Source organism: Citreimonas salinaria, assembly GCF_900107235.1.
GTDB lineage: Bacteria > Pseudomonadota > Alphaproteobacteria > Rhodobacterales > Rhodobacteraceae > Citreimonas > Citreimonas salinaria.
In genome coordinates this window covers 71,781-97,673 of the sequence record NZ_FNPF01000007.1, presented here as the reverse complement: position 1 = coordinate 97,673, position 25,893 = coordinate 71,781, and the positions used below count along the sequence as shown (strand labels likewise).

23 protein-coding genes are annotated in these 25,893 nt (G+C 68.3%); 13 read left to right on the top strand and 10 right to left on the bottom strand.

What is annotated here, in order from left to right; genetic code table 11:
- Position 1 precedes the first annotated feature (1 nt).
- Together BLW27_RS10745 and BLW27_RS10740 are read left to right on the top strand one after the other, a co-directional pair.
- Entirely contained in the window at positions 2-1,240 is a 1,239-nt protein-coding gene (locus tag BLW27_RS10745; protein ID WP_089883119.1) for an ABC transporter permease subunit, read from the top strand.
- Positions 1,237-2,832 (top strand): ABC transporter ATP-binding protein, encoded by a 1,596-nt coding sequence (locus tag BLW27_RS10740; protein ID WP_089883117.1) that lies wholly within the window; start codon positions 1,237-1,239, stop codon positions 2,830-2,832. The genes BLW27_RS10745 and BLW27_RS10740 overlap by 4 nt, the downstream gene beginning before the upstream one ends.
- 73 nt (positions 2,833-2,905) lie before the next feature.
- Here BLW27_RS10740 and BLW27_RS10735 read toward each other — a convergent pair whose 3' ends face one another.
- Entirely contained in the window at positions 2,906-3,364 is a 459-nt protein-coding gene (locus BLW27_RS10735; RefSeq protein ID WP_089883115.1) for an Lrp/AsnC family transcriptional regulator, read from the bottom strand.
- 133 nt (positions 3,365-3,497) lie between these two features.
- Between BLW27_RS10735 and ald the strand changes: the two genes are divergently transcribed.
- The 3 genes from ald (at position 3,498) to BLW27_RS10720 (ending at position 6,008) form a co-directional block, all read left to right on the top strand.
- A complete protein-coding gene (gene ald, locus BLW27_RS10730; RefSeq protein WP_089883113.1) occupies positions 3,498-4,619 on the top strand; it encodes an alanine dehydrogenase in 1,122 nt (373 codons plus the stop codon).
- Between the two features lie 91 nt (positions 4,620-4,710).
- On the top strand, positions 4,711-5,163 hold the full coding sequence (locus BLW27_RS10725; protein WP_089883111.1) for a DUF2383 domain-containing protein: 453 nt from the start codon (positions 4,711-4,713) through the stop codon (positions 5,161-5,163).
- Between the two features lie 146 nt (positions 5,164-5,309).
- On the top strand, positions 5,310-6,008 hold the full coding sequence (locus BLW27_RS10720) for a glutathione S-transferase family protein (protein WP_089883109.1): 699 nt from the start codon (positions 5,310-5,312) through the stop codon (positions 6,006-6,008).
- A 77-nt stretch (positions 6,009-6,085) separates the two neighbouring features.
- On the opposite strand, the gene BLW27_RS10715 is transcribed toward BLW27_RS10720, so the two are convergent.
- The 3 genes from BLW27_RS10715 to BLW27_RS10705 all read right to left on the bottom strand — a co-directional run bounded on the left by BLW27_RS10715 (position 6,086) and on the right by BLW27_RS10705 (position 10,007).
- Entirely contained in the window at positions 6,086-6,535 is a 450-nt protein-coding gene (locus BLW27_RS10715) for a YtoQ family protein (protein WP_089883107.1), read from the bottom strand.
- A 61-nt stretch (positions 6,536-6,596) separates the two neighbouring features.
- The gene (locus tag BLW27_RS10710; protein ID WP_089883105.1) at positions 6,597-7,427 is read right to left on the bottom strand and encodes a hypothetical protein; all 831 of its coding nucleotides are present in this window, start codon (positions 7,425-7,427) and stop codon (positions 6,597-6,599) included.
- A gap of 60 nt (positions 7,428-7,487) precedes the next feature.
- Entirely contained in the window at positions 7,488-10,007 is a 2,520-nt protein-coding gene (locus tag BLW27_RS10705; RefSeq protein WP_089883103.1) for a GcvT family protein, read from the bottom strand.
- A gap of 341 nt (positions 10,008-10,348) precedes the next feature.
- Here BLW27_RS10705 and BLW27_RS10700 point away from each other — a divergent pair, with 341 nt between their 5' ends.
- From BLW27_RS10700 to rpe, 7 genes are all read left to right on the top strand, one after another.
- On the top strand, positions 10,349-11,395 hold the full coding sequence (locus BLW27_RS10700) for a rod shape-determining protein (protein ID WP_089883101.1): 1,047 nt from the start codon (positions 10,349-10,351) through the stop codon (positions 11,393-11,395).
- A 71-nt stretch (positions 11,396-11,466) separates the two neighbouring features.
- The gene (gene mreC, locus BLW27_RS10695) at positions 11,467-12,414 is read left to right on the top strand and encodes a rod shape-determining protein MreC (protein ID WP_089883099.1); all 948 of its coding nucleotides are present in this window, start codon (positions 11,467-11,469) and stop codon (positions 12,412-12,414) included.
- Positions 12,407-12,946 (top strand): rod shape-determining protein MreD, encoded by a 540-nt coding sequence (locus tag BLW27_RS10690; RefSeq protein ID WP_089883090.1) that lies wholly within the window; start codon positions 12,407-12,409, stop codon positions 12,944-12,946. The genes mreC and BLW27_RS10690 overlap by 8 nt, the downstream gene beginning before the upstream one ends.
- Positions 12,943-14,865, top strand: coding sequence for a penicillin-binding protein 2 (gene mrdA, locus BLW27_RS10685; RefSeq protein ID WP_089883089.1), 1,923 nt, complete (start codon positions 12,943-12,945; stop codon positions 14,863-14,865). Before BLW27_RS10690 ends, mrdA begins: the two co-directional genes overlap by 4 nt.
- Positions 14,862-16,001, top strand: coding sequence for a rod shape-determining protein RodA (gene rodA, locus BLW27_RS10680; protein WP_089883087.1), 1,140 nt, complete (start codon positions 14,862-14,864; stop codon positions 15,999-16,001). The genes mrdA and rodA overlap by 4 nt, the downstream gene beginning before the upstream one ends.
- A gap of 8 nt (positions 16,002-16,009) precedes the next feature.
- A complete protein-coding gene (locus BLW27_RS10675; protein ID WP_089883085.1) occupies positions 16,010-16,945 on the top strand; it encodes a 2-hydroxyacid dehydrogenase in 936 nt (311 codons plus the stop codon).
- Positions 16,946-16,965: 20 nt separating this feature from the next.
- Complete coding sequence (gene rpe / locus BLW27_RS10670) at positions 16,966-17,646, top strand: ribulose-phosphate 3-epimerase (RefSeq protein WP_089883083.1); 681 nt, start codon at positions 16,966-16,968, stop codon at positions 17,644-17,646.
- Positions 17,647-17,830: 184 nt separating this feature from the next.
- On the opposite strand, the gene BLW27_RS10665 is transcribed toward rpe, so the two are convergent.
- Positions 17,831-18,274 (bottom strand): MaoC family dehydratase, encoded by a 444-nt coding sequence (locus BLW27_RS10665; protein ID WP_089883261.1) that lies wholly within the window; start codon positions 18,272-18,274, stop codon positions 17,831-17,833.
- 138 nt (positions 18,275-18,412) lie between these two features.
- Between BLW27_RS10665 and BLW27_RS10660 the strand changes: the two genes are divergently transcribed.
- Positions 18,413-19,429: an NADP-dependent oxidoreductase gene (locus BLW27_RS10660; protein WP_089883081.1), complete on the top strand. Its 1,017-nt coding sequence runs from the start codon at positions 18,413-18,415 to the stop codon at positions 19,427-19,429.
- An 82-nt stretch (positions 19,430-19,511) separates the two neighbouring features.
- Here the strand turns inward: BLW27_RS10660 and BLW27_RS10655 are convergent, their stop codons facing one another.
- The 5 genes from BLW27_RS10655 to BLW27_RS10630 all read right to left on the bottom strand — a co-directional run bounded on the left by BLW27_RS10655 (position 19,512) and on the right by BLW27_RS10630 (position 25,845).
- Positions 19,512-21,044, bottom strand: coding sequence for an ATP-dependent DNA helicase (locus BLW27_RS10655; RefSeq protein WP_089883079.1), 1,533 nt, complete (start codon positions 21,042-21,044; stop codon positions 19,512-19,514).
- 130 nt (positions 21,045-21,174) lie between these two features.
- Positions 21,175-21,858 (bottom strand): acyl-homoserine-lactone synthase, encoded by a 684-nt coding sequence (locus tag BLW27_RS10650; RefSeq protein WP_089883077.1) that lies wholly within the window; start codon positions 21,856-21,858, stop codon positions 21,175-21,177.
- A 135-nt stretch (positions 21,859-21,993) separates the two neighbouring features.
- Positions 21,994-22,728: a helix-turn-helix transcriptional regulator gene (locus tag BLW27_RS10645; RefSeq protein ID WP_089883075.1), complete on the bottom strand. Its 735-nt coding sequence runs from the start codon at positions 22,726-22,728 to the stop codon at positions 21,994-21,996.
- Between the two features lie 339 nt (positions 22,729-23,067).
- Positions 23,068-24,354: a crotonyl-CoA carboxylase/reductase gene (gene ccrA / locus BLW27_RS10635; RefSeq protein ID WP_089883071.1), complete on the bottom strand. Its 1,287-nt coding sequence runs from the start codon at positions 24,352-24,354 to the stop codon at positions 23,068-23,070.
- Between the two features lie 120 nt (positions 24,355-24,474).
- A complete protein-coding gene (locus BLW27_RS10630) occupies positions 24,475-25,845 on the bottom strand; it encodes a 1-acyl-sn-glycerol-3-phosphate acyltransferase (protein ID WP_425429291.1) in 1,371 nt (456 codons plus the stop codon).
- Between the last annotated feature and the right edge of the window lie 48 nt (positions 25,846-25,893).

Genomic DNA, 25,893 nt, shown 5'->3' with positions numbered 1-25,893 from the left:
GATGGTCTTCAACCCCCGCCCCGAACCCGACACGCAGCCCACGCCCGAGCACGAAGGCGATCCGGCGCTGCGGCCCGAACCCACGCCCGGCGTTCCGGTGGCGCCGCAGCCGCCCCGCGGCCGCTTCGCGCTGACGCCGCTGAACCAGCGGCGCTGGCGCAACTTCAAGCGCAACCGCCGCGCGTTCTGGTCGCTGTGGATCTTCGCCATATTCTTCATCCTGTCGCTGTTCGCCGAGTTCCTGGCCAACGACAAGCCGATCCTCGTCAGCTATCGCGGTGAATGGCGGATGCCGGTCTTCACCTTCTACCCCGAGACCGAGTTCGGCGGCGACTTCCGGACCGAGGCCGCCTACCGCGACCCCGAGGTGCGCTGCCTGATCGTCACCGGCGGCTATGAGGCCTGCTTCGACGAACCCGAGGAGTTGATCGCCGAGGTGCAGGGCGGCGCTGACCTGACGGCCGAGTACCCAGAGTTCAACCGCGGCTGGATGCTGTGGCCGCTCGTGCCCTACAGCTACAACACGCCCGTGGACCGCCCCGGCGCGGCCCCCCTGCCCCCGAGTTCGCAGAACTGGCTGGGCACCGACGACACCAAGCGCGATGTGATGGCCCGCGTGATCCACGGCTTCCGCCTGTCGATCCTGTTCACGCTGATCGTCACCGCGGCCTCATCCGTCATCGGCATCATCGCCGGCGCGCTGCAGGGCTATTTCGGCGGCTGGCTGGACCTGATCTTCCAGCGGATCATCGAGATCTGGACCGCGACGCCGTCGCTTTACGTCATCATCATCCTCTTCGCGATCCTCGGGCGAAGTTTCTGGCTGCTGGTCTTCCTGATGGTGCTGTTCGGCTGGGTGGCGCTGGTGGGCGTGGTGCGGGCGGAGTTCCTGCGCGCGCGAAACCTCGAATACGTCCGCGCGGCCAAGGCGCTGGGGGTCAGCAACTGGACCATCATGTTCCGCCACATGCTGCCCAATGCGATGGTCGCCACCGTCACCATGCTGCCCTTCATCGTCACCGGCACGATCAGCACGCTGGCCGGACTCGACTTCCTCGGCTTCGGCCTGCCGTCCTCGGCGCCGTCGCTGGGCGAGCTGACGCTTCAGGCCAAGCAGAACCTGCAGGCGCCCTGGCTGGCCTTCACCGCCTTCGCCGTCTTCGCCATCATGCTGTCGCTGCTCGTCTTCATCTTCGAAGGCGTCCGCGATGCCTTCGACCCGAGGAAGACCTTCTCATGAGCGCCGTTCTCCAAGTCCGCGACCTCAAGGTCGGCTTCCGCCAGGACGGCGCCACGACGCAGGCCGTCAAGGGCGTCTCCTTCGACGTGGGCGAGGGCGAGACCGTGGCACTGGTGGGTGAAAGCGGCTCGGGCAAGTCCGTCACCGCGCTATCGACCGTCTCGCTGCTGGGCGACGCCGCGCGGGTCGAAGGGTCCGTCATCTACCGCGACCAGGAGATGATCGGTGCCTCCGACCGCCTGCTGCGCAAGGTGCGCGGCAACGACATCAGCTTTATCTTCCAAGAGCCGATGACCTCGCTCAACCCGCTGCACACGCTGGAAAAGCAGCTGCGCGAAAGCATCGAACTGCACCAGGGCCTGACCGGCGACGCGGTGCGCAAGCGCATCATCGAACTGCTCGACCGCGTCGGGATCCGCGACCCCGAAAGCCGGCTGACGGCCTACCCGCACCAGCTGTCAGGTGGGCAGCGCCAGCGGGTGATGATCGCCATGGCGCTGGCCAACGGCCCCGACCTGCTGATCGCGGACGAACCCACGACCGCGCTCGACGTCACGATCCAGGCGCAGATCCTGCGCCTGCTGGCGGACCTCAAGAAGGCCGAGGGGCTCAGCCTGCTGTTCATCACCCACGACCTCGGGATCGTGCGCCGCATCGCCGATCGCGTCTGCGTGATGAAGGACGGCGAGATCGTGGAATCCGGCCCCACCTCCGAGATCTTCGCCAACCCGCAGCACCCCTACACGCAGATGCTGCTGTCGGCAGAAAGCACCGGCGTGCCCGACCCCGTGCGCGAGGACGCCGAGCCCATCGCCAGCACCGACAACCTGCGCATCTGGTTTCCGATCCAGAAGGGCCTGCTCAAGCGCACCGTCGGCTACGTGAAGGCGGTGAACGACGCCAGCATCGCCGTCCGCGCGGGCGAGACCGTGGGCATCGTCGGCGAATCCGGCTCGGGCAAGACGACGCTGGCGCTGGCGATCATGCGCCTGATCCAGTCCGAGGGTGCGATCACCTTCCGCGGCGAGAACGTGCGCGACTGGTCCACCCGCCGCCTGCGCAAGCTGCGATCCGAGATGCAGATCGTCTTCCAGGACCCCTACGGCAGCCTGTCGCCGCGCATGACTTGCGAGCAGATCATCGCCGAGGGGCTTGGCGTCCACGGCGCGCCCGACGGCCGTCCGCACCGCGAACTCGTGGCCGAGGTGATGCAGGAGGTCGGCCTGGACCCCGCCACGATGCACCGCTACCCGCACGAATTCTCGGGCGGCCAGCGCCAGCGCATCGCCATCGCGCGCGCGATGGTCCTGCGGCCCCGGCTGGTGGTCCTGGACGAGCCGACCTCGGCGCTCGACATGACGGTGCAGGTGCAGATCGTCGACCTCCTGCGCAAGCTGCAGCGCAAGCACGACCTGGCCTACCTGTTCATCAGCCACGACCTGAAGGTGGTGCGCGCGATGTCCCACCGGGTGATCGTCATGCGCAACGGCGACGTGATGGAGCATGGCACGGCTCAGGAGATCTTCGACGCGCCGAAGACCGACTACACCCGCGAACTGCTGGCCGCGGCCTTCGACGACATCGCGGTCTGAACCGGCGCACCGACGGGACGGCGGGCGGGGCGATGTGCGCCGCAGGCGTACGAGCGGCGACCGGCGTCCCCGATCAGACCGGCAGCGCCGTCGTCTGGCAGACCGTGCGTAGCGCGAAACTCGACTGCATCTGCGCCACGCCCGGCAGGCGGGTCAGGTATTGCCGGTGGATGCGCGCGAAATCGTCTGTGTCCTCGGCCACGACCTTCAGGATGTAATCCGCCGTGCCCGCCATCAGGTGGCATTCCAGCACGTCCGGAATCCGCGCCACCGCGGTCTCGAACGCCTCCAGCACCTCGTCGGCCTGCCGCAACAGGGTGATCTCGACGAAGACCGTGGTCGGCAACCCGATCCGGCGAGTGTCCAGCAGCGCCACGTAGTCACGGATGTAACCGTCGGCCTCGAGCCGCTGCACCCGGCGGTGACAGGCCGAGGCCGACAGGTGCACCGCCTCGGAAAGGTCGGCGTTCGACATCCGTCCGCGCCGTTGCAGAACCCGCAGGATTCGCCGGTCGGTTTCGTCCAGGTTCATGCGGATTCCTTTCGCCGAAAGCCACCTGCACCGAATAATCTTCGCATGATCTCCCCGCAAGCGCCGAAGAAAGATCGGCAAACGGCACGCCTGCCGTGGCACGCTCTCCCGCAGGGAGAAGGAGCCAGTACCCATGAAGATCGGATGCCCCACCGAGATCAAGCCGCAGGAATTCCGCGTCGGCCTGACGCCCAACGCCGCGCGCGAGGCTACGGGCCACGGCCACGCCGTCGTCGTCCAGCGCGGCGCGGGCACCGGCGCGGGCTTTGCCGACGCCGATTACGAGGCCGCCGGCGCGGCGATCGTCGACACCGCCGAAGAGGTCTTCGACACCGCCGACATGATCGTGAAGGTGAAGGAGCCGCAGGCGGCCGAGCGCGCGATGCTGCGCGAGGGCCAGATCCTGTTCACCTACCTGCACCTCGCCCCCGACCCCGTGCAGACGCGCGAGCTGATGCATTCGGGCGCCACCTGCATCGCCTACGAGACCGTCACCGACGACCGCGGCGGCCTGCCGCTGCTGGCGCCCATGTCCGAGGTGGCCGGGCGCCTCGCGCCGCAGATGGGCGCATGGACCCTGCAGAAGGCCAATGGCGGCCGCGGCGTGCTGATGGGCGGCGTGCCGGGCGTTGGGCCCGCGCGCGTGCTGGTGGTGGGTGGCGGCGTCGTCGGCACCCATGCGGCGCGCATCGCCGCGGGGATGGGCGCGGACGTGACGGTTCTCGACCGCTCGCTGCCGCGGCTGCGTTATCTCGACGACGTGTTCGGCGGCACGTTCGGCACCGGGTATTCCAGCGCGGGGCTGCTGTCGGAGCACCTGGAGCAGGCCGACATGGTGATCGGCGCCGTGCTGATCCCCGGCGCCGAGGCGCCCAAGCTGGTGTCGCGTGCGGACCTGTCGCGGATGAAGCCGGGCGCGGCGCTCGTGGACGTGGCGATCGACCAGGGCGGCTGCTTCGAGACGTCCAAGGCCACCACCCATGCCGACCCGGTCTACGACGTCGACGGGATCATGCATTACTGCGTCGCCAACATGCCCGGCGCGGTGGCGCGCACTTCGACCATCGCGCTGGGCAACGCGACGATGCCGTTCATGCTGGCGCTGGCCGACAAGGGCTGGCGGCAGGCCTGCGCCGATGACCCGCACCTGCTCGCGGGGCTCAACGTCCATGCCGGGCGGCTGACCTACTATGCCGTCGGCCGCGCGCAGGGGATCGACGTGACCTCGCCGCAGGTGGCCGTCAAGGCCGAGTGACCGCTTTCCGCCGAGGGCCGCGGGGCGGACGGAACAGCCCTGCGGCAGGCGCGTTTCGGGTGCAGAGATGCAACCGATAGGAGTAGTCACGATGGTTACGACCGTGGGCACCAGTTCCGACTTCAACAAGCTGATCGAGAATTTCATCATCCTTGAGCATGACGCGATCGCCGCCTACGACGCGGTCATCGAGCGGCTCGAGAAGCCCGAGTTCAAGGCCAAGATCGCCGAGTTCAAGGGCGACCACGAGCGTCACATGACCGAACTCAAGAGCATGGCGACCCGCAACGGCGTCGACATCCCCGGCAAGGGCGACATGAAGCAGATGCTGACCACCGGCAAGGTCGCCTTCGCGGACATGGTTGGCGATGACGGATCGATCCTGATGGCGATGGCCAGCAACGAGAACGACACCGTCGGCGCCTACGAGAACGGCAAGGACAACGATTGCGTGCCGGCCGAGGATCGCGCGGTCTTCACCCGCGCCTACAAGGACGAGCTGCGCCACAAGGAATGGATGGAAACGACCGCCCGCACGGTCTGATCGACGCTTTCACGCGACACCGCGGCCCAGCCCCGCGGCCGCCTGCCGGCGCGCACAGCCCCTGTGCGCGCCGGTTGCGTTTGCGAGGGCGCGTCGCGGGCCTACGGTCAGCCTCAAATCAGCTTCAAACCAGACGGAGACACCCGATGTTCGACCTCGCCACCCATCCGATCGCGCGGCGCTGGCCCGCCCGGCATCCCGACCGCATCCAGCTCTACTCCTTCCCCACGCCCAACGGCGTGAAGGCCGCCATCGCGCTGGAAGAGATGGGCCTGCCCTACGAGGCGCACCGCGTGACGCTGTCCGACGAGGACGTGAAAAGCCCCGAGTTCACCGCGCTGAACCCCAACGGAAAGATCCCCGCCCTGATCGATCCGAATGGCCCCGACGGCCCGCTGGCGCTGTTCGAATCCGGCGCGATCCTGGCCTACCTGGCCGAGAAGTCCGGCAAGTTCGGCGGAGCGACCACCGCAGAGCGGTACGAGATCCTGCAATGGGTCATGTTCCAGATGGGCGGCCTCGGCCCGATGTTCGGTCAGATGGGGTTCTTCTGGAAGTTCGCCGGCAAGGACATCGAGGACCCGCGCCCGCGCGAGCGCTACGCGAACGAGGCGCGCCGCCTGCTGGGCGTGATCGAGACCGCGCTGGACGGCCGCGAATGGATCGCCGGCGACTATTCCATCGCCGACATGGCGATCGGCCCGTGGCTGAACGCGCTGAACTTCTACGAGACGAAGGAGCAGGTCGGCTGGACAGATCACCCCCGCTGCGTGGCCTACCTGGACCGTTTCATGGCGCGCCCGGCGGTGCAGACCGGCCTGAAAACGCCCCCGCGCGAGGGCTGATACGTGTCCCGCCGCGCCCACGCCTAAGGGTGGTGGCGCGGCAATCCGCCGTGCCGCCACCCTGCCCCGCCACGCGCTCAGCCGGGCAGCTTGCCCGTCATCACGTAGCGCAGGATCTGCACCACCTGTTCCGGCGTTCGCGCCACCGCAAGTGCTGCGGCGTCGACCTCCTTCAGCGCGTGGTCGTGCTCGGCTGGCTGCAGGATGATCAGCGACTTGCCCAACGCCGCGGCCATGCCGGCGTCGAAGGCCGCGTTCCACTGCTTGTACTTCTCGCCGAAGCGCACGACGACCACGTCGGCCTGCTCGATGCCTCGGCGGGTGCGGATCGCGTTGACCATCGCGCCCTTGCGGTCGTGCCAGAACTTGTCGTCCTCGGCGCCCAGGATCGCCACGCCACAATCGTCGCTGGCGGCGTGATCGGTCACCGGCGCCTCGAAGGCCACGTCCAGCCCCTGCGCGCCCTGCACGATCTGCTCGCGCCAGTCGGTGTGGATCTCGCCGGAAAGATAGACCTGAAGAGTCATACGCGTCCCTTTCGCTGCTGTCGGGGTCACCACATAGGACGCAGGGCGCGCGGGCGCAAACCTAGCGCCCCGCCAGCGCCGCCGACATTGCGCGCACGCCCACCAGCACGCCGCCCAGGATCAGCGCCGGCAACACCAGCAGCCGGAACACGAAGACCGACAGGATGCCGATCAGGCTGGCCACCAGGTCGTCGGCACGCTCGTAGAGATTGCCGGCCATCGTGGTGTAGCGTTCCATCCCGTCGCGCAGCTCGGCCATGCGGCCCCACAGGCTGGCGCTGTCCTCGGGCTGTGCGATGGCGGGTTCGACCTGCGCGGTGATCTCGGCCAGCACCGCCTGGTGGCGCGTCATCGCCGCGTCGGTCATCCGGTCGGACAGGGCCGAGGCCGCAAGGAACGCGCCCGGCAGCGCCAGCGCCAGCACTGCGCCGTAGAGGCCCAGCCGCCAAGCGATCAGCCGCATCGCCCCTTGCCTGCCCAGCGCCGCCACCCCTGCCGCCGCGGCCAGCATGACGAAGCCCACGGCCGCGGCCGGTCCCATCGCCACCGACAGGATGCCGGTCGCGACCATGACGACGAACACCATCGCGGCCACGCGCTCGATCGTGTCGTCCACGGGCTCCAGCGCCTTGAGCGGCTGCGCCGTTCCCGACACCACCATCGAGCCGCCGACCTCGACCTCTTGCGCGGTCGACAGGAACGCGTTTAGCGAGCGCAGCGTCAGGTAGACCCCGCCGGCCGAGGCCGCGACAGTGGCGGCGTAGCGCTCGGCGCCCGACACCAGCGGGTTGCGCGCCTGTCCGACCAGCGCGGCGACCAACGCCAGCGCCGCCAGCACCAGCAGCAGCGCCCGCCCGGCGCCCGTGCGCCGCCCGATCGAAGCCTTTTCCATGTGGTCCCTCCGCCGCTTCGCAGGCACCGTAGCGGGGCCGCGCGGGCGGGGGAACAGGCATCAGCCGTCCGCGCGGATGGTGGCGTTCTTCGGATCGTAGGGGCTGTCGCAGGTCACTGTCGCGTCCCACAGGTCGCCCATGATCCGCACCTTCAGCGCCGTGCCCTCGGCCGCCAGGTCCGGGCGCACGTAGCCCATCCCGATCGACTGGCCGAACGCGACCGAGTAGCCGCCCGAGGTCAGCCGCCCGACGCGCGTGCCGTCGGGCAGATACAGCGCCTCGCGCCCCCAGGGATCGGCATCGGCCGGCCCGTCGATGCGCAGCGTCACGCAGGCGCTGCGGATGCCGGTCTTCTCCATCGCCGCCTTGCCGTAAAAGTCCTTCGACAGGTCGACGAAGCGATCCAGCCCCGCCTCGAGAGGCGTCGCGTCGCGGCCCAGTTCGTTGCCGAAGGCGCGATAGCTCTTCTCCTGCCGCAGCCAGTTTTGCGCCCGCGCGCCCACGAGCTTCAGCCCGTGCGCTTCGCCCGCCTTCATCAGCAGGTCCCACAGGTAATTCTGCATCTCGATCGGATGGTGCAGCTCCCAGCCCAGCTCGCCGGTATAGGCGACGCGGATCGCGCGCACCGGGCACATGCCCAGTTCGATCTCGCGCGCCGACAGCCACGGCAAGCGCGCGTTCGACAGTACGGTGGCTGCGTCCGCGTCCTTCACGATGTCGCTGAGCACGGCGCGCGCCTTCGGCCCGGCGATGGCGAAGACGCCCCACTTCGTGGTGACGTTCTCGACCCCGAACCAGCCGTCGGGACCGCCGCCCTGCGTGGCGAACCAGTCCTCTTCCGCCTTGCGCAGGTGGTCGCCGTCATAGGCCTCCCACGCGCCGGCGGAGACGAGGTAGAAGTCGTCCTCGGCCAGCCGCACGATGGTGTATTCGGTGCGCACCGTGCCGTGCGCGGTCAGCGCGTAGGTCAGGTTGATGCGCCCGACCTTGGGCAGCCGGTTGCAGGTGAACCAGTCGAGGAACGCCGCCGCACCCGGGCCGAAGACGCGGTGCTTGGCGAACGTCGTCGCGTCGATCAAGCCCACGCCCTCGCGGATCGCCTTCGCCTCGTCCACCACGTGCTGCCACCAGCCGCCGCGGCGGAAGCTGCGTGCGTCGTGGTCGAAGCTGTCGGGGGCGTCCAGCGGGCCGTAATAGTTCGGCCGTTCCCACCCGTTCACGCAGCCGAATTGCGCGCCCAGCGCGCGCTGCCGGTCATAGGCGGGCGCGGTGCGCAGCGGGCGGCAGGCGGGGCGCTCCTCGTCCGGGTGGTGCAGGATGTAGACGTGCTCGTAGGCTTCCTCGTTCTTGCGCGCGGCGTATTCGGTGGTCATCCAGTCCCCGCCGTAGCGCCGCGGGTCGAGGCTTGCCATGTCGATCGCGGCCTCGCCCTCGACCATCAGCTGCGCCAGGTAGTGCCCGGCCCCGCCGGCGGCGGTGATGCCGAAGGAGAAGCCCTCGGCCAGCCACATGTTGCGCAGGCCCGGCGCCGGCCCCAGCAGCGGGTTGCCGTCGGGCGTGTAGCAGATCGGGCCGTTGTAATCGTCCTTCAGCCCCACCTGTTCCGAGGACGGAATCCGGTGGATGAAGGACATGTATTCCTCCTCGATCCGGTCGAGGGCCAGCGGAAACAGGTCCGCGCGGAAGCTGTCGGGCACGCCGTATTCGAACCGCGCGGGGGCGTTGCGCTCGTAGGGCCCGAGGATCCAGCCGCCACGTTCCTCGCGCACGTACCACTTGGCGTCGGCATCGCGCAGGACGGGATGCTCGCCGTGGGTCTTGCGGTAGTCCACCAGCGCCGGGTCGGGCTCGGTGACGATGTACTGATGCTCGACCGGGATGGCGGGGATCTTGATGCCCAGCAGCTTCGCCGTGCGCTGCGCGTGGTTCCCGGTGGCGGTGACCACGTGTTCGGCGTGGATCACCGTCGTCTCGTCCGAGGGCACCAGGTTGCCCCCCTTCTCGGCCATCTTGGTGACGGTGACGTCCCAGTGATCGCCCTTCCAGGCATAGCCGTCGACCTGCCAGCGGCGCTCGATCTCGACGCCGCGCTGCCGCGCCCCGCGGGCCAGCGCCATCGTCACGTCGGCCGGGTTAATGTAGCCGTCGGTCGGATGGTACAGCGCGCCCTTCAGGTCCTCGGTGCGCACCAGCGGCCAGCGTTCGGCGATCTGCGCGGGCGTCATCCACTCGAAGGGCACGCCCACGGTTTCGGCGGTCGCGGCGTACAGCCGGTACTCGTCCATCCGCGCGTCGGTCTGCGCCATGCGCAGGTTGCCGACGACGTAGAAGCCCGCGTTCAGTCCGGTTTCGTCCTCGAGCGTCTTGTAGAGCTTGATCGAGTGGTCGTGGATATGCGTCGTCGCGTAGCTCATGTTGAAATACGGCAGCAGGCCTGCCGCGTGCCAGGTGCTGCCGCTGGTCAGCTCGTCGCGCTCCAGCAGCATGACGTCGTCCCACCCCGCCCGCGCCAGGTGATAGGCGATCGAGGTGCCGACGGCGCCGCCGCCGACCACCAGGGCTTTGACATGGCTTTTCATGGCGCGCTCCGCTGCTTTCCGGGGCCTGTTCCCGGCCTCTGCATATCGAAGCGCGCGAGGGCGCGAAGGCCCGTCCCGACACCTGAAGGCCGGAAAGCGACCTGCCGCCCGGACCGGCCCCGGCCGTGTGGTTCGGGACACGCCGCAGCGCCTCGATCCGCAGCGCCGTTAACGCCAACTTAACCACAAACGGCGCATTCCCGTATAGCGCGAGCCGGCGGCGGTTTCGCGCTTAAAAGGACGGACACGGCCCTTTCAACCCAACCCGGGCAAGCCTATAACGGCGCCTGGCACGGGCTCTCAGAGTCGCGGGCCCGGACTACTTTTGGGACAGGACGCGGATGTTTGGACTGGACAAAATCCTGGGCATGTTTTCGGCGGACATGGCCATCGACCTCGGGACGGCGAACACGCTGGTCTACGTCAAGGGGCGTGGCGTGATCCTGTCAGAACCGTCCGTCGTCGCCTATCACGTCAAGGACGGCGTCAAGAAGGTGCTCGCGGTGGGCGAGGATGCCAAGCTGATGCTGGGCCGCACCCCCGGCAGCATCGAGGCGATCCGCCCGATGCGCGAAGGCGTGATCGCCGACTTCGACACCGCCGAGGCGATGATAAAGCACTTCATCCGCAAGGTTCACCGTCGCAGCACGTTCTCGAAGCCGAAGATCATCGTCTGCGTGCCCCACGGCGCCACGCCGGTGGAGAAGCGCGCGATCCGGCAATCGGTGCTGTCCGCGGGGGCGCGCAAGGCGGGCCTGATCTCGGAACCCATCGCGGCGGCGATCGGCGCGGGCATGCCCATCACCGACCCCACCGGCAGCATGGTCGTCGACATCGGCGGCGGCACGACCGAGGTCGCGGTGCTGTCGCTGGGCGACATCGTCTATGCGCGGTCCGTCCGCGTCGGAGGCGACCGGATGGACGAGGCGATCATCTCTTACCTGCGCCGCCAGCAGAACCTGCTGATCGGCGAATCCACGGCCGAGCGGATCAAGACCTCGATCGGATCGGCGCGGATGCCCGACGACGGGCGCGGCAGTTCCATGCAGATCCGCGGGCGCGACCTTCTGAACGGCGTGCCGAAGGAAACCGAGATCAGCCAGGCCCAGATCGCCGAGGCGCTGAGCGAGCCGGTCCAGCAGATCTGCGAGGCGGTGATGACCGCGCTGGAGCAGACGCCCCCCGACCTTGCCGCCGACATCGTCGACCGCGGCGTGATGCTGACCGGCGGCGGCGCGCTGCTGGGCGATCTCGACCTTGCCCTGCGCGAACAGACGGGGCTGGCGGTCTCGATCGCCGACGAAAGCCTCAACTGCGTTGCATTGGGCACCGGAAAGGCGTTGGAATTCGAAAAGCAGCTGCGCCACGCGATAGACTACGACAGCTGAGGGCGCATCCGCGGCAGAAGGACAGCCTTCTGCCGCGATCGGCAGACTGACCGAACCCGGACGACAAGCCAGTGGCTCAGAACCGATCCAGCGATGATTACACCGGCCCGCTGAAGCGGCTCTTGCTGGTGATCCTGGCGCTTGCGCTGCTGGGGCTGTTCCTGCTGTGGCGCATCGACAGCCCGCGGGTGGAACGGTTCCGCGCGCACGTGGTCGATCGCGTCGTGCCGGGCATGGACTGGGCGATGGCGCCGGTGACCGGCGCGGTCAACCTGCTGCGCGACTTCCAGTCCTACCAGCGGATCAGCGACCAGAACCAAGAGCTGCGCCGCGAACTGCGCCAGATGACCGCCTGGAAAGAGGCCGCGCTGCAGCTCGAACAGGAAAACGCGCGGCTTCGCGATCTCAACAACGTCCAGCTCGACCCGCGGCTGACCTACATCACCGGCGTGGTGCTGGCCGACAGCGGCTCTCCGTTCCGGCAATCGGTCCTGATCAACGTGGGCGGGCGCGACGGCATCGTCGACGGCTGGGCCACGATGGACGGGATCGGGCTGGTCGGGCGGATCTCGGGCGTGGGGCCGAACACCAGCCGGGTGATCCTGCTGACCGACTCGACCAGTCGCATCCCGGCGATCATCCAGCCGTCGGGGCAGCGCGCGCTGGTGGTGGGCGACAACTCGGCAGCGCCCCATATCGACTTCATCGAGGACCCCGACCTGGTCCGCCCCGGCGACCGGATCGTGACCTCGGGCGACGGCGACGTGTTCCCCGCCGGGCTGCTGGTGGGCCAGGTGGCGCTGGACCCCGGCGGACGCGCGCGCGCGCGCCTCGCGGCGGATTACGAGCGGCTGGAATTCCTGCGCGTGCTGCGCGACCACGGGGCGCGCCGGGTGCGCGCGCCCGCGTCGCTGATCCTGCCCGAGGTGCCGCCGGGCACCCGCGACCCGCAGGGCCCGCCCGCGCCCGAGCCATCCGCCGGGACCGCCCCCGAGACAGCGGAGCGCACCGATGGCTGAGCGCAGCGGCACCCGCCTGTGGCTGATGCGCGCGGTCTACCCGACCCTGGCGCTGCTGATCCTGTTCGCGCAGCTTCTGCCGATGCAGGCCGCGCCGGCGCGCATCGCCGGCCCCGACCTGCTGGTGGCGCTGACCTTCGTCTGGGCGCTGCGCCGCCCCGATTACGTGCCCATGCTGTCGATCGCGGCGGTGATGCTGCTGGCCGACCTGCTGACCCAGCGGCCGCCGGGGCTGTGGGCGGCGCTGGTCCTGCTGGCGGCGGAATGGCTGAAGGCCCAGGACCGGCGCGTCCGCGGCAACACGTTCTTCGCGGAATGGCTGACCGTGGCGACCGCGCTGATGGTGATCGCCGTGATCTACCGCGTGGTGCTGGGATTGCTGGTCCCCGGACCGGGCACGCTGGCGATGCACGCGATCCAGTACGGAATGACGCTGGCCGCCTACCCGCTGGTGGCCGCGATCAGCCACATCGCCTTCGGCGTGCGCCACAGCGCGCCGGGTGAATTCGACCCCGTGGGACGCGGCGCATGAAACGGACATCGAAGGAAACCGCACAGAGCGCCCGGCGCATCACCCGCCGCGGGCTGATCCTGGGCGGGCTGCAGCTGGGTTTTGCCGGCGTGCTGGCCACCCGGATGCGGCACATGCAGGTCGACCAGGCGGACGAGTTCCGCCTGCTGGCCGAAGAGAACCGCATCAACATCCGCCTGCTGCCACCGGCGCGCGGGCGGCTCTTCGACCGCGAGGGGCGGATCATCGCCGACAACGCGCCGGCCTACCGCATCACGCTCGTCCCCGAGGACGCGGACGACGTCGAGGCGGTGATCCACCGGCTGGCCCACCTGATCGAACTCGACGACGACGCGATCGAACGCGCGCTGGCCGAGGTGCGCCGCAGCGCGGCTCCCTTCCTGCCGGTTACCATCGCCGACCGCGTCAGCTGGGAGGCGGTCAGCCGCGTCGCGGTCAACGCGCCCGCCCTGCCCGGCGTCGCCCCCGAGGTCGGCCTGTCGCGGATCTATCCGCTCAGGGAACTCTACGCGCATGTGGCGGGCTACGTGGGTCCGGTCTCGGAACGCGATCTCGCCCGCTACGAGGACCCGCCGCCGCTTCTGCGCATCCCGCGCTTCCAGATCGGCAAGGTGGGAATCGAGCTGCACCACGAGGAGACCCTGCGCGGCCACGCCGGCACCAAGCGCGTCGAGGTCAACGCCACCGGCCGCGTCATGCGCGAGATCGACCGCCGCGAGGGCGAGGCCGGCGGCGACATGCAGCTGACCGTGGACAACGCGCTGCAGGAATACGTCCAGGCCCGGTTGGGCGAGGAAAGCGCCTCGGTCGTGGTCATGGATCTCGAGCACGGGGACCTGCTGGCGATCGCCTCGGCGCCCTCCTACGACCCCAACAAGTTCGTGCGCGGCATTTCGATCGCCGATTACGCCCTTCTGCGCGACAACGACCACCGGCCGCTGGCCTCGAAGACCGTGCAGGACGCCTATCCGCCGGGCTCGACCTTCAAGATGTGCACCGCGCTGGCCGCGCTCGAGGCCGGGGTGATCGGACCGGACGACACCGTGTTCTGCCCGGGTTCGTACCAGGTGGGCACGCGGACCTTCCGCTGCTGGAAGCGCGGCGGGCACGGGCACATGAATCTCGAAGCCAGCATGCGCGAAAGCTGCGACGTCTACTATTACGACCTCGCGCTGAAGGTCGGGATCGAGAACATCGCCGCGATGGCGCGAAAGCTGGGGCTTGGAAGCGCCCCCGACGTCCCGATGTCGGCGGTCACCGATGGGCTGGTGCCCGACATCGAGTGGAAGCAGCGCGTGCGCAACCAGGGCTGGCGCATCGGCGACACGGTGAACGCATCGATCGGACAGGGCGACATCCTGACCTCGCCGCTGCAACTGGCGGTGATGACCGCGCGCATCGCCACCGGCCGGTCGATCGAGCCGCGGCTGGTCCGCCGGATCGACGGCGTCGAGACTCCGTCGCGTGCGGGCGAGGACCTGGGCCTGAACCCGCAATACCTGCGCTGGATCTGGCGTTCGATGCACGCGGTGATGAACGACCGGCGCGGCACCGGCTACGGCTCGCGGGTCGAGGCCGAGGGCATGGCCATGGCCGGCAAGAGCGGCACGGCGCAGGTGCTCAACCGCGTGGTGAAGAACGACGAGGTGCCGTGGGAGGAACGCGACCACGCGCTGTTCGTCAGCTTCGCCCCTTCCGACAACCCGCGCATCGCGGTGTCGGTGGTGGTCGAGCACGGCGGCGGCGGTTCGGCCGCCGCGGCGCCGATCGCGCGCGACGTGACGCTGCAGGCGCTCTACGGCGGCAAGCCGCCGCTCGACGCCTACCCGTCGTCGCAGCGCACCCGGATCGAGGCCCAGCAGGAGCGTCTGGAACGCGAACGCCGCCTGCGCCTGGCCGAGGAGCGGAGCCGCGCATGAGCTACCTCGAGTACAACGTCAAGACGGTGCCCTCGGGCTGGCGCAAGATCCTGTATTTGAACTGGCCGATGGTGGTGCTGCTGTCGGCGATCGCGGGCGTCGGCTTCCTGATGCTCTACTCGGTCGCGGGCGGCTCGTTCAGCCCCTGGGCCGAGCCGCAGATGAAACGCTACGTGCTGGGGCTGACGGCGATGTTCGTCGTGGCGCTGGTGCCGATCTGGTTCTGGCGCAACATGGCCGTGCTGGCCTATCTCGGCGCGCTCGGCCTGCTGGTCCTGGTCGAGTTCTTCGGCACCGTCGGCATGGGCGCGCAGCGCTGGATCGACTTGGGCTTCATGCGGCTGCAACCGTCCGAGGTTATGAAGATCGCGCTGGTGATGATCCTGGCGGCCTATTACGACTGGCTGCCGCTGCGCCGCACCTCGCACCCGTTCTGGGTGCTGCTGCCGGTGGTGCTGATCCTGCTGCCCACCGGGCTCGTGCTGACCCAGCCCGACCTCGGCACCGCGCTGCTGCTGACCTTCGCCGGCGCGCTGATGATGTTCCTCGCCGGCGTGCACTGGCTGTATTTCGCCGTGGTGCTGGGGATTGGCGCGGGCACGATCCGCATGGTCTTCGAAAGCCGCGGCACCGAGTGGCAGCTGCTGAAGGACTACCAGTTCCGCCGCATCGACACGTTCCTCGACCCGTCCAGCGACCCGCTGGGCGCGGGCTACCACATCACGCAGGCGAAGATCGCGATGGGCTCGGGCGGCTGGACCGGCAAGGGCTTCATGCAGGGCACGCAGTCGCGGCTGAACTTCCTGCCCGAGAAGCACACCGACTTCATCTTCAACACGCTGGCCGAGGAATTCGGCTTCATCGGGGGCATGTCGCTGCTGGGGCTCTACATCCTCGTGCTGGCGTTCTGCCTCGTCTCGGCGCTGGCCAACCGCGACAGGTTCTCGTCGCTGCTGACGCTGGGGGTCGGGTTGACGTTCTTTTTGTACTTCGCGGTCAACATGTCGATGGTCATGGGCCTTGCGCCCGTGGTCGGCGTGCCGCTTCCGCTGGTCAGTTACGGCGGCTCGGCGATGCTTGTCTTGATGATCGCCTTCGGGCTGGTACAAAGCGCCCACATCCACCGCCCCCGCTGAGAGAGTCCATGAGCGTCAACATCCTGTTCGCCGCCCCCGCCAACCGCTGGGCGCAATACGAAACACACCTGCGCACCGCGCTGGATGCCGACGGCCTGGACTACGTGCTGTCGACCGACCTGGCGCCCGAGACGATCGACTACATCGTCTACGCGCCCAATTCCGACGTGCAGGACTTCACCCCCTTCACCCGCCTCAAGGCGGTGATGAACCTCTGGGCCGGCGTCGAGGACGTGGTGGGCAACCGGACCCTGCGGGTGCCGCTGGCGCGCATGGTCGACGACGAGGGGCTGACACAGGGCATGGTTGAATACGTCACCGGCCACGTGCTGCGGCATCACCTGGGCCTCGACGCGCACATCGTGAACCCGGACCACCGCTGGGACGATGCCGCGCCGCCGCTGGCGGGCGAGCGGCCCGTGACGATCCTGGGCCTCGGCGCGCTGGGAACCGCCTGCGGGCGTGCGCTGCGCACGCTGGGCTTCCACGTCACCGGCTGGAGCCGCACCGAGAAACGCGTCGCCGGGATCGAGTGCCTGCACGGCCCCGACGGGCTGGCCCGCGCGCTGCGCGGCGCGCAGGTCGTCATCACCCTGCTGCCGCAGACGCCGCAGACGGAAAACATCCTAAACGCGCGCAGCCTGGCGCTGCTGGCGCCGGGGGCCTTCGTCATCAATCCGGGCCGCGGTCCGCTGATCGACGACGACGCGCTGATCGACGCGCTGGACCAAGGCCAGGTGGCCCATGCCACGCTGGACGTGTTCCGCACCGAACCCCTGCCCGCCGAACACCCGTTCTGGGCGCATCCGCGGGTGACCGTGACCCCGCACATCGCGTCGGAAACCCGTCCGCCCTCGGCCGCGCGGGTCATCGCCGACAACATCTGGCGCAACGAGACCGGCAAGCCGATGGTGCACCTGGTCGACCGCGACGCCGGTTACTGACCTCTTCTGGAGACACGCCCATGAGCTTCGACCGCAGCGTGAAGATCGCGCCGTCCATCCTGTCCGCCGACTTCGCCGATTTCGGCCGCGAGATCCGCGCGATCGAGGACCAGGGCGCCGACTGGGTCCATGTCGACGTGATGGACGGCCACTTCGTTCCCAACCTCACCTTCGGCCCGCCGGCGGTGAAGGCGTTCCGCCGGCACGTCACCACGGTGATGGACGTGCACCTGATGATCTCGCCCGTCGACCCCTACATCGACGCCTATGCCGAGGCCGGCGCCGACATCCTCACCGCCCATGTCGAGGCCGGCGCGCATACGCACCGCACGCTTCAGGCGATCCGCGCGGCGGGGATGAAGGCGGGCGTGGCCCTCAACCCCGGCACCCCGGCCGAGGCGGTCGAGCACCTGCTGGATCTCGCCGACCTCGTCTGCGTGATGACCGTCAACCCCGGCTTCGGCGGGCAGAGGTTCATCGACATGACCGAGAAGGTCCGCCGCCTGCGCGCCATGATCGGCGACCGCGAGGTTCACATCGAGATCGACGGTGGCGTCGACACCGGAACCGCCCGCCGCGTGGTCGAGGCCGGCGCCGACGTGCTGGTCGCGGGCTCGGCCGTGTTCCGCGGCGGCTCGGTCGAGGACGCGTCGGTCTACGGCCGCAACATCGCCGCCATCCGCGAGGCCGCCGCCGGCTGAGTTCGGGACTTCGTTATCGGAAGGTAAATCCGTCTCTGCAAGCCATTGATTTCACTAGGCGGGGATGATGTCCCACCGTGGGACACCTCATCCCCGCCGATACCGGAACGTCGCCATCCCTGCGGCGAGGATCCCGCCGGCCGGCCGCGAAGACCCCGGCAAGACCCGTCATTCCGCCGTCCTTTCAGTCCTTCACGAAGGCGCGGGTGATCCAGGCCGCCACCAGCGCCGGCTGATCGCTGCCCTCGATCTCCAGCTCGACGTCCCAGTGGATGTTGAGCCAGCCCTCGCCCTCGTCCACCCCGGCCACGGCAAAGCTGCCGCGGATGCGGCTGCCGACGGGCACCGGCGTGACGAAGCGGATGCGGTCGAAGCCGTAATTCACGCTGGCCGACAATACGGGCAGATCCTCGGTCACCTCGTAGGACATCGCCGACAGCATCGACAGCGTCAGGAAACCGTGCGCGATGGCGCCACCGAAGGGCGTCTCGGCGCGGGCGCGGTCGTCGTCGAAGTGGACGAACTGCCAGTCCCCGGTCACCTCGGCGAAGGCCCGGACGCGCGCCTCGTCCAGCACGAACCAGCCGGATTTGCGCGGCGGCAGCGCGCGCAGGTCGTCGCCGATCATCGCGCCGACCACCGTGCCGTCGCCTCGCGGAGCGTCGTCTTGCCGTGCATCCGTCCCTCCCCTTGCCGTCGGCCCGTGTCGACGTAGACTGAACGGAACGCGCCGGATGGTGCAACCGCTTTCCCGAACGGAGGATCCATGACCGACCAGATGCGCCGCATCACGCTCGCCCGCCGCCCGAAGGGCATGCCCGTACCCGACGATTTCGCGCTGGAGACCGATCCGCTGCCGGAACTCGGCCCGGGCGAGGTGCTGGTCGCGGTGACGTACCTGTCGCTGGACCCCTACATGCGCGGCCGGATGGACGACGCCAAAAGCTATGCGCCCTCGGTCGGGCTGGGCGAGGTGATGACCGGCCAAGGCGTCGGCCGGGTGGTGGCGTCGCGCGCCGACGGGTTCGCCGAGGGTGACATGGTCACCGGCATCACCGGCTGGGCCAGCCACGCGGTGCTGCCGGGCGACCAGCTGCGCAAGCTCGACGATCGCCTGCCGCCGACCACCGCGCTGGGGGTGCTGGGCATGCCGGGCTTCACCGCCTGGACGGGCTTGCGGAAATACGGCCGGCCGCAAAAGCGCGAGACGCTGGTGGTGGGCGCCGCGACCGGGCCGGTGGGCTCGCTCGTGGGGCAGCTAGCCAAGTCCGCGGGGCTGCGCACGGTCGCCGTCGCGGGCGGACCCGAGAAGTGCCGGCTTGCGACCGAGACCTTCGGCTTTGACGCGGCGGTGGACCACCGCGCGCACGACGACGCGCGCTCTCTGCGGAAGGCGCTGGCCGAGGCCGCGCCGGACGGGGTCGACATCTACTGGGAGAACGTCGGCGGCAAGCTGCTCGAAGCCGTGCTGCCGCTCATGAACACCCACGGTCGCATCCCCGTTTGCGGCACGATCGCGTGGTATGGCGGGGTCGAGGACAGCGCCGACCGGCTGCCCGCGACTTGGCGCGCGGTGCTGGTCAAACGGCTGAGCATCGACGGCTTCATCATCTTCGACCACTGGGACGACTATCCCAAATTCCTGCAAGAGATGGCGCCGAAGGTCGCGGCGGGTGAGATCGCGTTCCTCGAAGACGTGGCCGAAGGGCTCGAGAACGCGCCCGAGGCCTTCATCGGTCTGCTACAGGGCCGCAACCGCGGCAAGCAGATCGTCGCGATCTGAGCGAGGCGCGGAACGTTCGCGCGTAACCGGGTGGGACGGCGGGTGGGGCGATGCGACGCAGGCGCGAGCGGCGCCCGTCGGCCTAGCCCTCCGGCTCGGCCGACAGGGTCAGCGGCGCCGGCGCACTCGACAGGTCGTCGATCCGCAGCGGCCCGGTGGGACGCGACAGCCGGTTGCGCACCACCCAGTGCAGCCGCGCCTGCGCGCGGGTGATCGCAACATATGCCAAGCGCTTCCACAACGGCTGGCCGGCCTCGCTTCGGCCCATGCGGGCGGCGGCGAACAGGTCGGGCGCGAAGACCTGTACGTCCTCCCATTGCGAGCCCTGCGCCTTGTGGATCGTCACCGCGGCGCCGTGCAGGAACGTCGCCCCCATGCGCGCGGCGAAGGGGATGAACGGCTCCTCGGCGTCCGGCTTCTCGATCTTGACGATCGAGGCGGCGGAGACCTGCGGTTCGGGCGCGCCCACCACGTGCAGCTTCGAGAACCCAAGCTTGCGGCCGGGGCCGAGATAGATCACCTGCGCCCCCTTGATCAGGCCCCGCGCCTCCAGGTCCAAGCGCTTCTTGCGGTGCTTCAGCGGCAGCTCAATGCCGTCGCAGATCAGCGGTTCGCCTTCCAGCAAGCTATCCTCGGGCGCGCCGTGCACGTTGCGGAAAGCATGGATCAACCGGATGCGCGTGGCGTTGCGCCAGACCAGCACCGGCGAGCGCGCCATCAGGTCGACCTCGACCCGCTCGGCCAGCCGCACGCGATCGTCGGCGCGCGCCTTTTCCGCCACCAGACGCTCGAAATCGTCGAAACCCAGGTCCGGATCGGCCAAGGCATGGGCGAGGTCCAGGATCGGATTGTCGGCGGCCTGCCGGTGTATGCGGCTCAGTTCCAGCACCTGGCTCGGCTTCAGTCGGTCGAAGACCATGCCACCGCTGGTATCCTTGACCGGGGGCAACTGCGCGGGATCGCCGAACAGCAGCAACGTCGGGAAGATCTCCTGCAGGTCCTCGACCTGCCGTTCGTCCAGCATCGAGGCTTCGTCGACGAAGCCGATGTCCAGCGCCTCTTCGCGACGCTTCCAGCCGGTGATGAAATCGCTGCCGCGCAAACCGGCGGCGGCAAGGGCGGCGGGCACCGAGGAATGCACCCGATAGCTCGCCTCGGCCCGGTCCAGCGCCTCGGGGGTCAGGTCCTCGATCTCGGGCTTGTCGCCGTTGCCCATCAGCCATTCGGCGATGCGCTCGTATTCCGGGTCGTAGACCGGGGTATAGAGGATGCGGTGGATCGTGGTGGCCGGCACGCCGCGGTTGCGCAGCACGCTCGCGGCCTTGTTCGTCGGCGCAAGGACGGCCAGCGTGCGCCGGTCACGCCGGCGGCGGCCTTCCCAGTCACCCGAGACGGTCTCGACCCCGGCGGCCTCGAGCGCCTTGACCAGTTCCGACAGTAGCAGCGTCTTGCCACTGCCTGCCTTGCCGGTCAGCGCGAGGATCCGGGACTTGCCTTCCTTCGCGGGCAGGCACAGCCCGTCTTCCAGGTCGATGCCCGCGTCGCGCAGCAGGACCGCCACGGCATCGTAGGCCTGGGCCTGGTCGTCTGAGAACTGGATCACGGGCGCGTTCATGCGCGCGACCCTATCCGCAGGGCCGGAGCGGTGCCAGATCAAACCCGGCGTCGTCGTCGGCCCGTCGTCTGTCGCGGCCCTTGGCGGCCGCCGGTGGAGCGGGCTCTGCCCGCCCGTCACCGGGCGTTGGTCATGCGGCCAGCGACATCGGGGCTGCGGCGGCGGCGATCGTTTGGACGGCGAGGTCCATCATCGGGGTCGGCTCGGTCGCGTTGAACGAACGTTCGAACCAGCGGCGGGTCATCTCAGGGGTGATGCCGGCGCTTTTCGCCACCGAAGCCTGCGCCTCGCCCGAGAATTCCCACAGGCCGACCGAGATGCGCTCGCGGCCTTCGCCCTGGCTGCCGAGGATTTCCGGCGACGAACCGATGCGGCGATAGATGCGGACCATCCGGGCATCGAAGACGCCGACGAAATGCTCGATGTCGAATTCCTTCATTACCTCCCCTCCGGCCAGCATCAGTGCGGCGGCGACACCCGGCGTAGCTTCGCGGGACAGGCAGAAGCGGGTGCATTCCCAGATGAAGGGGCTTTCGATGCGCACGCCGTCGGTGAGGTGCAGGAAGTGGTCGTTGACCATGGTCTGGCCGACCGTCGGCAGCAGGCGCATCGACCCGCCATGCGTGCCGTCCGCATTCTCCCAGATCACGTAGAGCGGGTTCTGGTCGTCGTATTCGTCGCGCTCGTAGCCCTGCTCGTCGACCGAGACTTCCCAGCCGAGGCGGGTCTTGAACTGGTCGGCACGGTCCAGGAACATCGTATGCGCGAGGGTCGGGAAGGCGTGCAGGTCTTCGGCGTAGATGTAGCGGATCATGTCGTTTCCCCTTGGTGTCGTGCCGGTCGCTGGTGCGTCGCGGCGTTGATCTGATGAGGAGAGTTTTGCTCCGAGTTTCTTAACGACATCATTAAGGACCGCGCGGCGTGGTTACCGGCGGCTTAACGGGCCCTTCTATACCACGATCAGACCACGGCTGAGGGCCCGTGCGACCGCGTGTGTGGTGTTCAGCGCGCCAAGCTTGAAGCGCGCGCTTTCGACGTAGACCCGTAGCGTGTGCTCGGAGATCGACAGCTTGTCGGCGGCTTGCGCCCGAGACAGGCCGATCGCCAGCATCGTCATCGCTTCGACCTCGCGCGGGGACAGCGGCTGGCCTTGGTCAGGCGCGCGGCCCGGTTCGAGCTGCAGCGCCACCTGGTTGAAGCAATGGGCGATCAGGATCAGGTCGCGTCGGTGTCCGGTGGTGAATTCCTCCCATTCCTCGTCGGAGCAGATGTGACTGACTGTGAACAACGCGTACTGGCCGTTCGGGCCGCGGATCGGGATGGAGAAGCCCTGGTTGCCGACCCCGTGGGCTATCGCATCCTGAAGAAAGGCGCGTGCGGCCTTGCTGCTCCAGTCGAGGCGCTTCCAGTCGATTGGATGGAACTTCTGGTAGCAGCCCTGAATGACCGGATCGACCCTCAGGTATCCCTTCTCGAGATACCGATCGACCCATACGTCGTCGTATGTTCCGCAGCCATATTGCTCGCCTGCGCTGTTAACCCAGTGGTAGACGACGTGATTGACGCCGTAGAAATCGCGGAAGGCGACCGACGCGGACTGAAGCCGCTCGATCGAGTCAGCGGATTCCAATCCTTCGATCAGCGCGTCCAGACGCGGCGCATTTGCCAAGTACCCCAAGGCCATCCCCCTCGGCAGCGGACGCAATTTCGACCTGAGCGACGAAGGACGCGTCGTCGAGATGCGCCGCCAACGTCGGCATGTCGTTGGCGCGCGCGAAAGCCTTCAGATCGGAGAGTACGTCCAAGATCCAGTCATGTCCCATGGGGAGCCTCGCTTAAGAGTGGTTAACGACCAATTAAGACAACTCTAGCATGAGCGGATTGGGCTAGATATTCGCACATTCTTACTCCCCAGAAATAGCGAGGCGGCAATTTCCAAGTCCTTGGAAGGCTTGGCGCCGCCCCGCCGCCGATGTCCATCCGCCTCCGGCGGTGGGTGATTCGCGGCAGGCCGGCGCAGGGTTCAGCGCCCCGCGTCCAGCGCATCCTCGAACGTCCGCAATCCGGTGCGAGGCGCCTGAACGAGGACAGCCATATTGCCGGGCTTATGCTCGTTCTTCATCATCTTGGTATGCGCCGCGGGGATCTCGGCCCAAGGGAAGACCTCGGACATGCACGGGTCGAGCCGCCGTTCGATCATCAGCCGATTTGCCGACGCCGCCTGCTTGAGATGCGCGAAGTGCGACCCCTGCAGGCGCTTCTGGTGCATCCACATGTAGCGCACGTCGAAGGTGCAGTTGAACCCGCTGGTCCCCGCGCAGATCACCACCATGCCGCCCTTCTTGCAGACCAGCGTCGAGACCGGGAAGGTCGCCTCGCCCGGATGTTCGAACACCATGTCGACATTCACGCCCTTGCCGGTGATGTCCCAGATCGCCTTGCCGAACTTGCGCGCCTCTTTCAGCCAGGCGTTGTATTCGGGCGTGTTCACGGTGGGCATTTGGCCCCAGCAGGAGAATTCCTTGCGATTGATGACGCCCTTTGCGCCTTGGTCCAAGACGAACTGCCGCTTGCTTTCGTCCGAGATCACGCCGATCGCGTTCGCGCCGGCGGTGTTGGCCAGCTGGATCGCGTAGGAACCGAGGCCGCCGGATGCCCCCCAGACCAGCACGTTCTGGCCGGGCTTCAGTTCATGCGGGTGGTGACCGAACAGCATCCGATAGGCAGTGGCCAACGTCAGGGTGTAGCAGGCGCTTTCCTCCCAGGTCAGGTGGCGCGGCCGGGGCATGAGCTGCTGCGCCTGCACCTTCGTGAACTGAGCGAAGCTGCCGTCCGGAGTCTCGTAACCCCAGATCCGCTGCGTGGGCGAGAACATCGGGTCGCCGCCGTTGCATTCCTCGTCGTTGCCGTCGTCCTGGTTGCAGTGGATGACGACCTCGTCGCCAACTTTCCAGTTCCGCACTGCCGCGCCGACCTTCCACACGATGCCCGACGCGTCGGAACCGGCGATGTGGTAAGGCTGGCCGTGGCCATCGAACGGACTGATCGGAACGCCCTTTCCAGCCCAGACACCGTTGTAGTTCACGCCCGCAGCCATCACGAGCACCAGAACCTCGTTGGAATCCACGTCCCAGGTGTCGACGACCTCGACCTGGAAACTCGTCTCGGGCTCTCCGTGACGCTCGCGCCGGATCGCCCAAGCATACATCTTCTTCGGCACGTAACCCATCGGGGGCATCTCGCCGATCTCGTAGAGATCCTTCTCGGGCGCGTCGTACTGGGCGATGCCCGGTTGCCTGTCCAAAGCCATGACGGCCTCCTGTCAAAGTCGTGTCCACGCCACGCCGCGGTGCAGAATCGCGCGGGGCCAACTTCGACTTAAGGCCGAAAAGGTAACTTTGCAACAGTTCAGCTGCTTATCTGAGCAACTTTATAACCGAGCAGTCGCAGCATTATCCTCATCGCACTCCATCAGGTGAGCGACTGAGTTGGCGTAATACTCGGCCAGCGCGCGCTGTTCGGGGACGATGGCGTATTGGCCGCCCTGTTCAGCGGCGATACCGCGCCCAGTCAGCGCCTGCAGGCCGACCTCGACCGCCGCCGCGCTACTGCCGCGTGGCAGATGCACCTGGGCGTCGCCAAGACGCGCGACCGCCGCGTCGGTGCCGCGTTCCAGCTCCTCCCTGCTCTGGCGCTCGGCCTGCATCAGCAGCCAGGCGACCAGCGGAACCGGCAGGACCGGGACGATGGCGGCGATCCGTTGCATCAGCGTCGTCGCCAGTGCGTCGGCGTCGGCCGCCAGATCCGGCGCGTCGCGCAGCGAAAGCGGCGTGCCGAAGCTGACCGCGGCATACCCGAAACGCCGGAACCGGCCGGTCAGCTTGCGCCAGGCCTGCCGCAGGACCGCCCGCATGACGCGCAGGATGCCCGCGTCGAACCGGCGCGTGCCCGCCTGCCCCGCGCCGATCAGCACGCGATCCTCGAGAACGCGGTCGTAATTCAGGGCCACGGGAACGAAGACGATATCGCGCGCGCCCTGTCGGCCGCCTTCGACGATGTAGCTGAGCAGGCCCTTCTTGGGCGGGCTCACCCGTCCGTCGAGACTCAGCCCGCCTTCCGGGAATATGGCCTGCGTCACGCCGGCCTCGGTCGACATCTGCACGTAGCGCCGCAGGACGCGGCGATAGAGCATGTCGCGCGCGCGCCGACGGATGAAATACGCCCCCATCGACCGGATGAGCCGACTGAGCGGCCAGACGTGCGCCCATTCTCCCACTGCATAGGACAGCGCCGACCGATCGGCGACGAGATGCGTGACGAGCACGTAATCCATGTTGCTGCGGTGGTTCATGACGAAGACCACGGTCGCCTCCGGGTCGATCGCTTGCAACGCCGCGGAATCGTGATGGAGCAGCCGCACCCGGAACAGCGCGTTGGACAGCCGTCGCGCCAGCCCGACGCCCCAGCCGAAATAGGTGAAGGCGGAGAACGACGGCACGATCTCGCGCGCGTAGGCGCGGGCGCGCTCGAAGGCCACGTCCTCGCGCACACCGGTTTCGCGCGCGTGGGCAACGATGGCGCTGGCTACCTCGGGGTCGTAGCACAGTCGCTGGATCAGGTCGTAGCGGCGCAGCAGCTTGAACGGCTGAATCGGCCGTTCCAGCCGCCGGTTCAGGCGATCCACCGCGCGTTGCATCCGGCGGCGCAGGAACCAGCGCACGGACGGAAACAGAAAGTGCGTTGCGAATGCCGCGACCGCGAAGATCAGGATGAGGATGAACAGCCAAAGTGGCAGGGTCACGGGCGCGGTCATGGGCTGGGAAGGTGTCAGCGCGGGCGTGCACGCGCA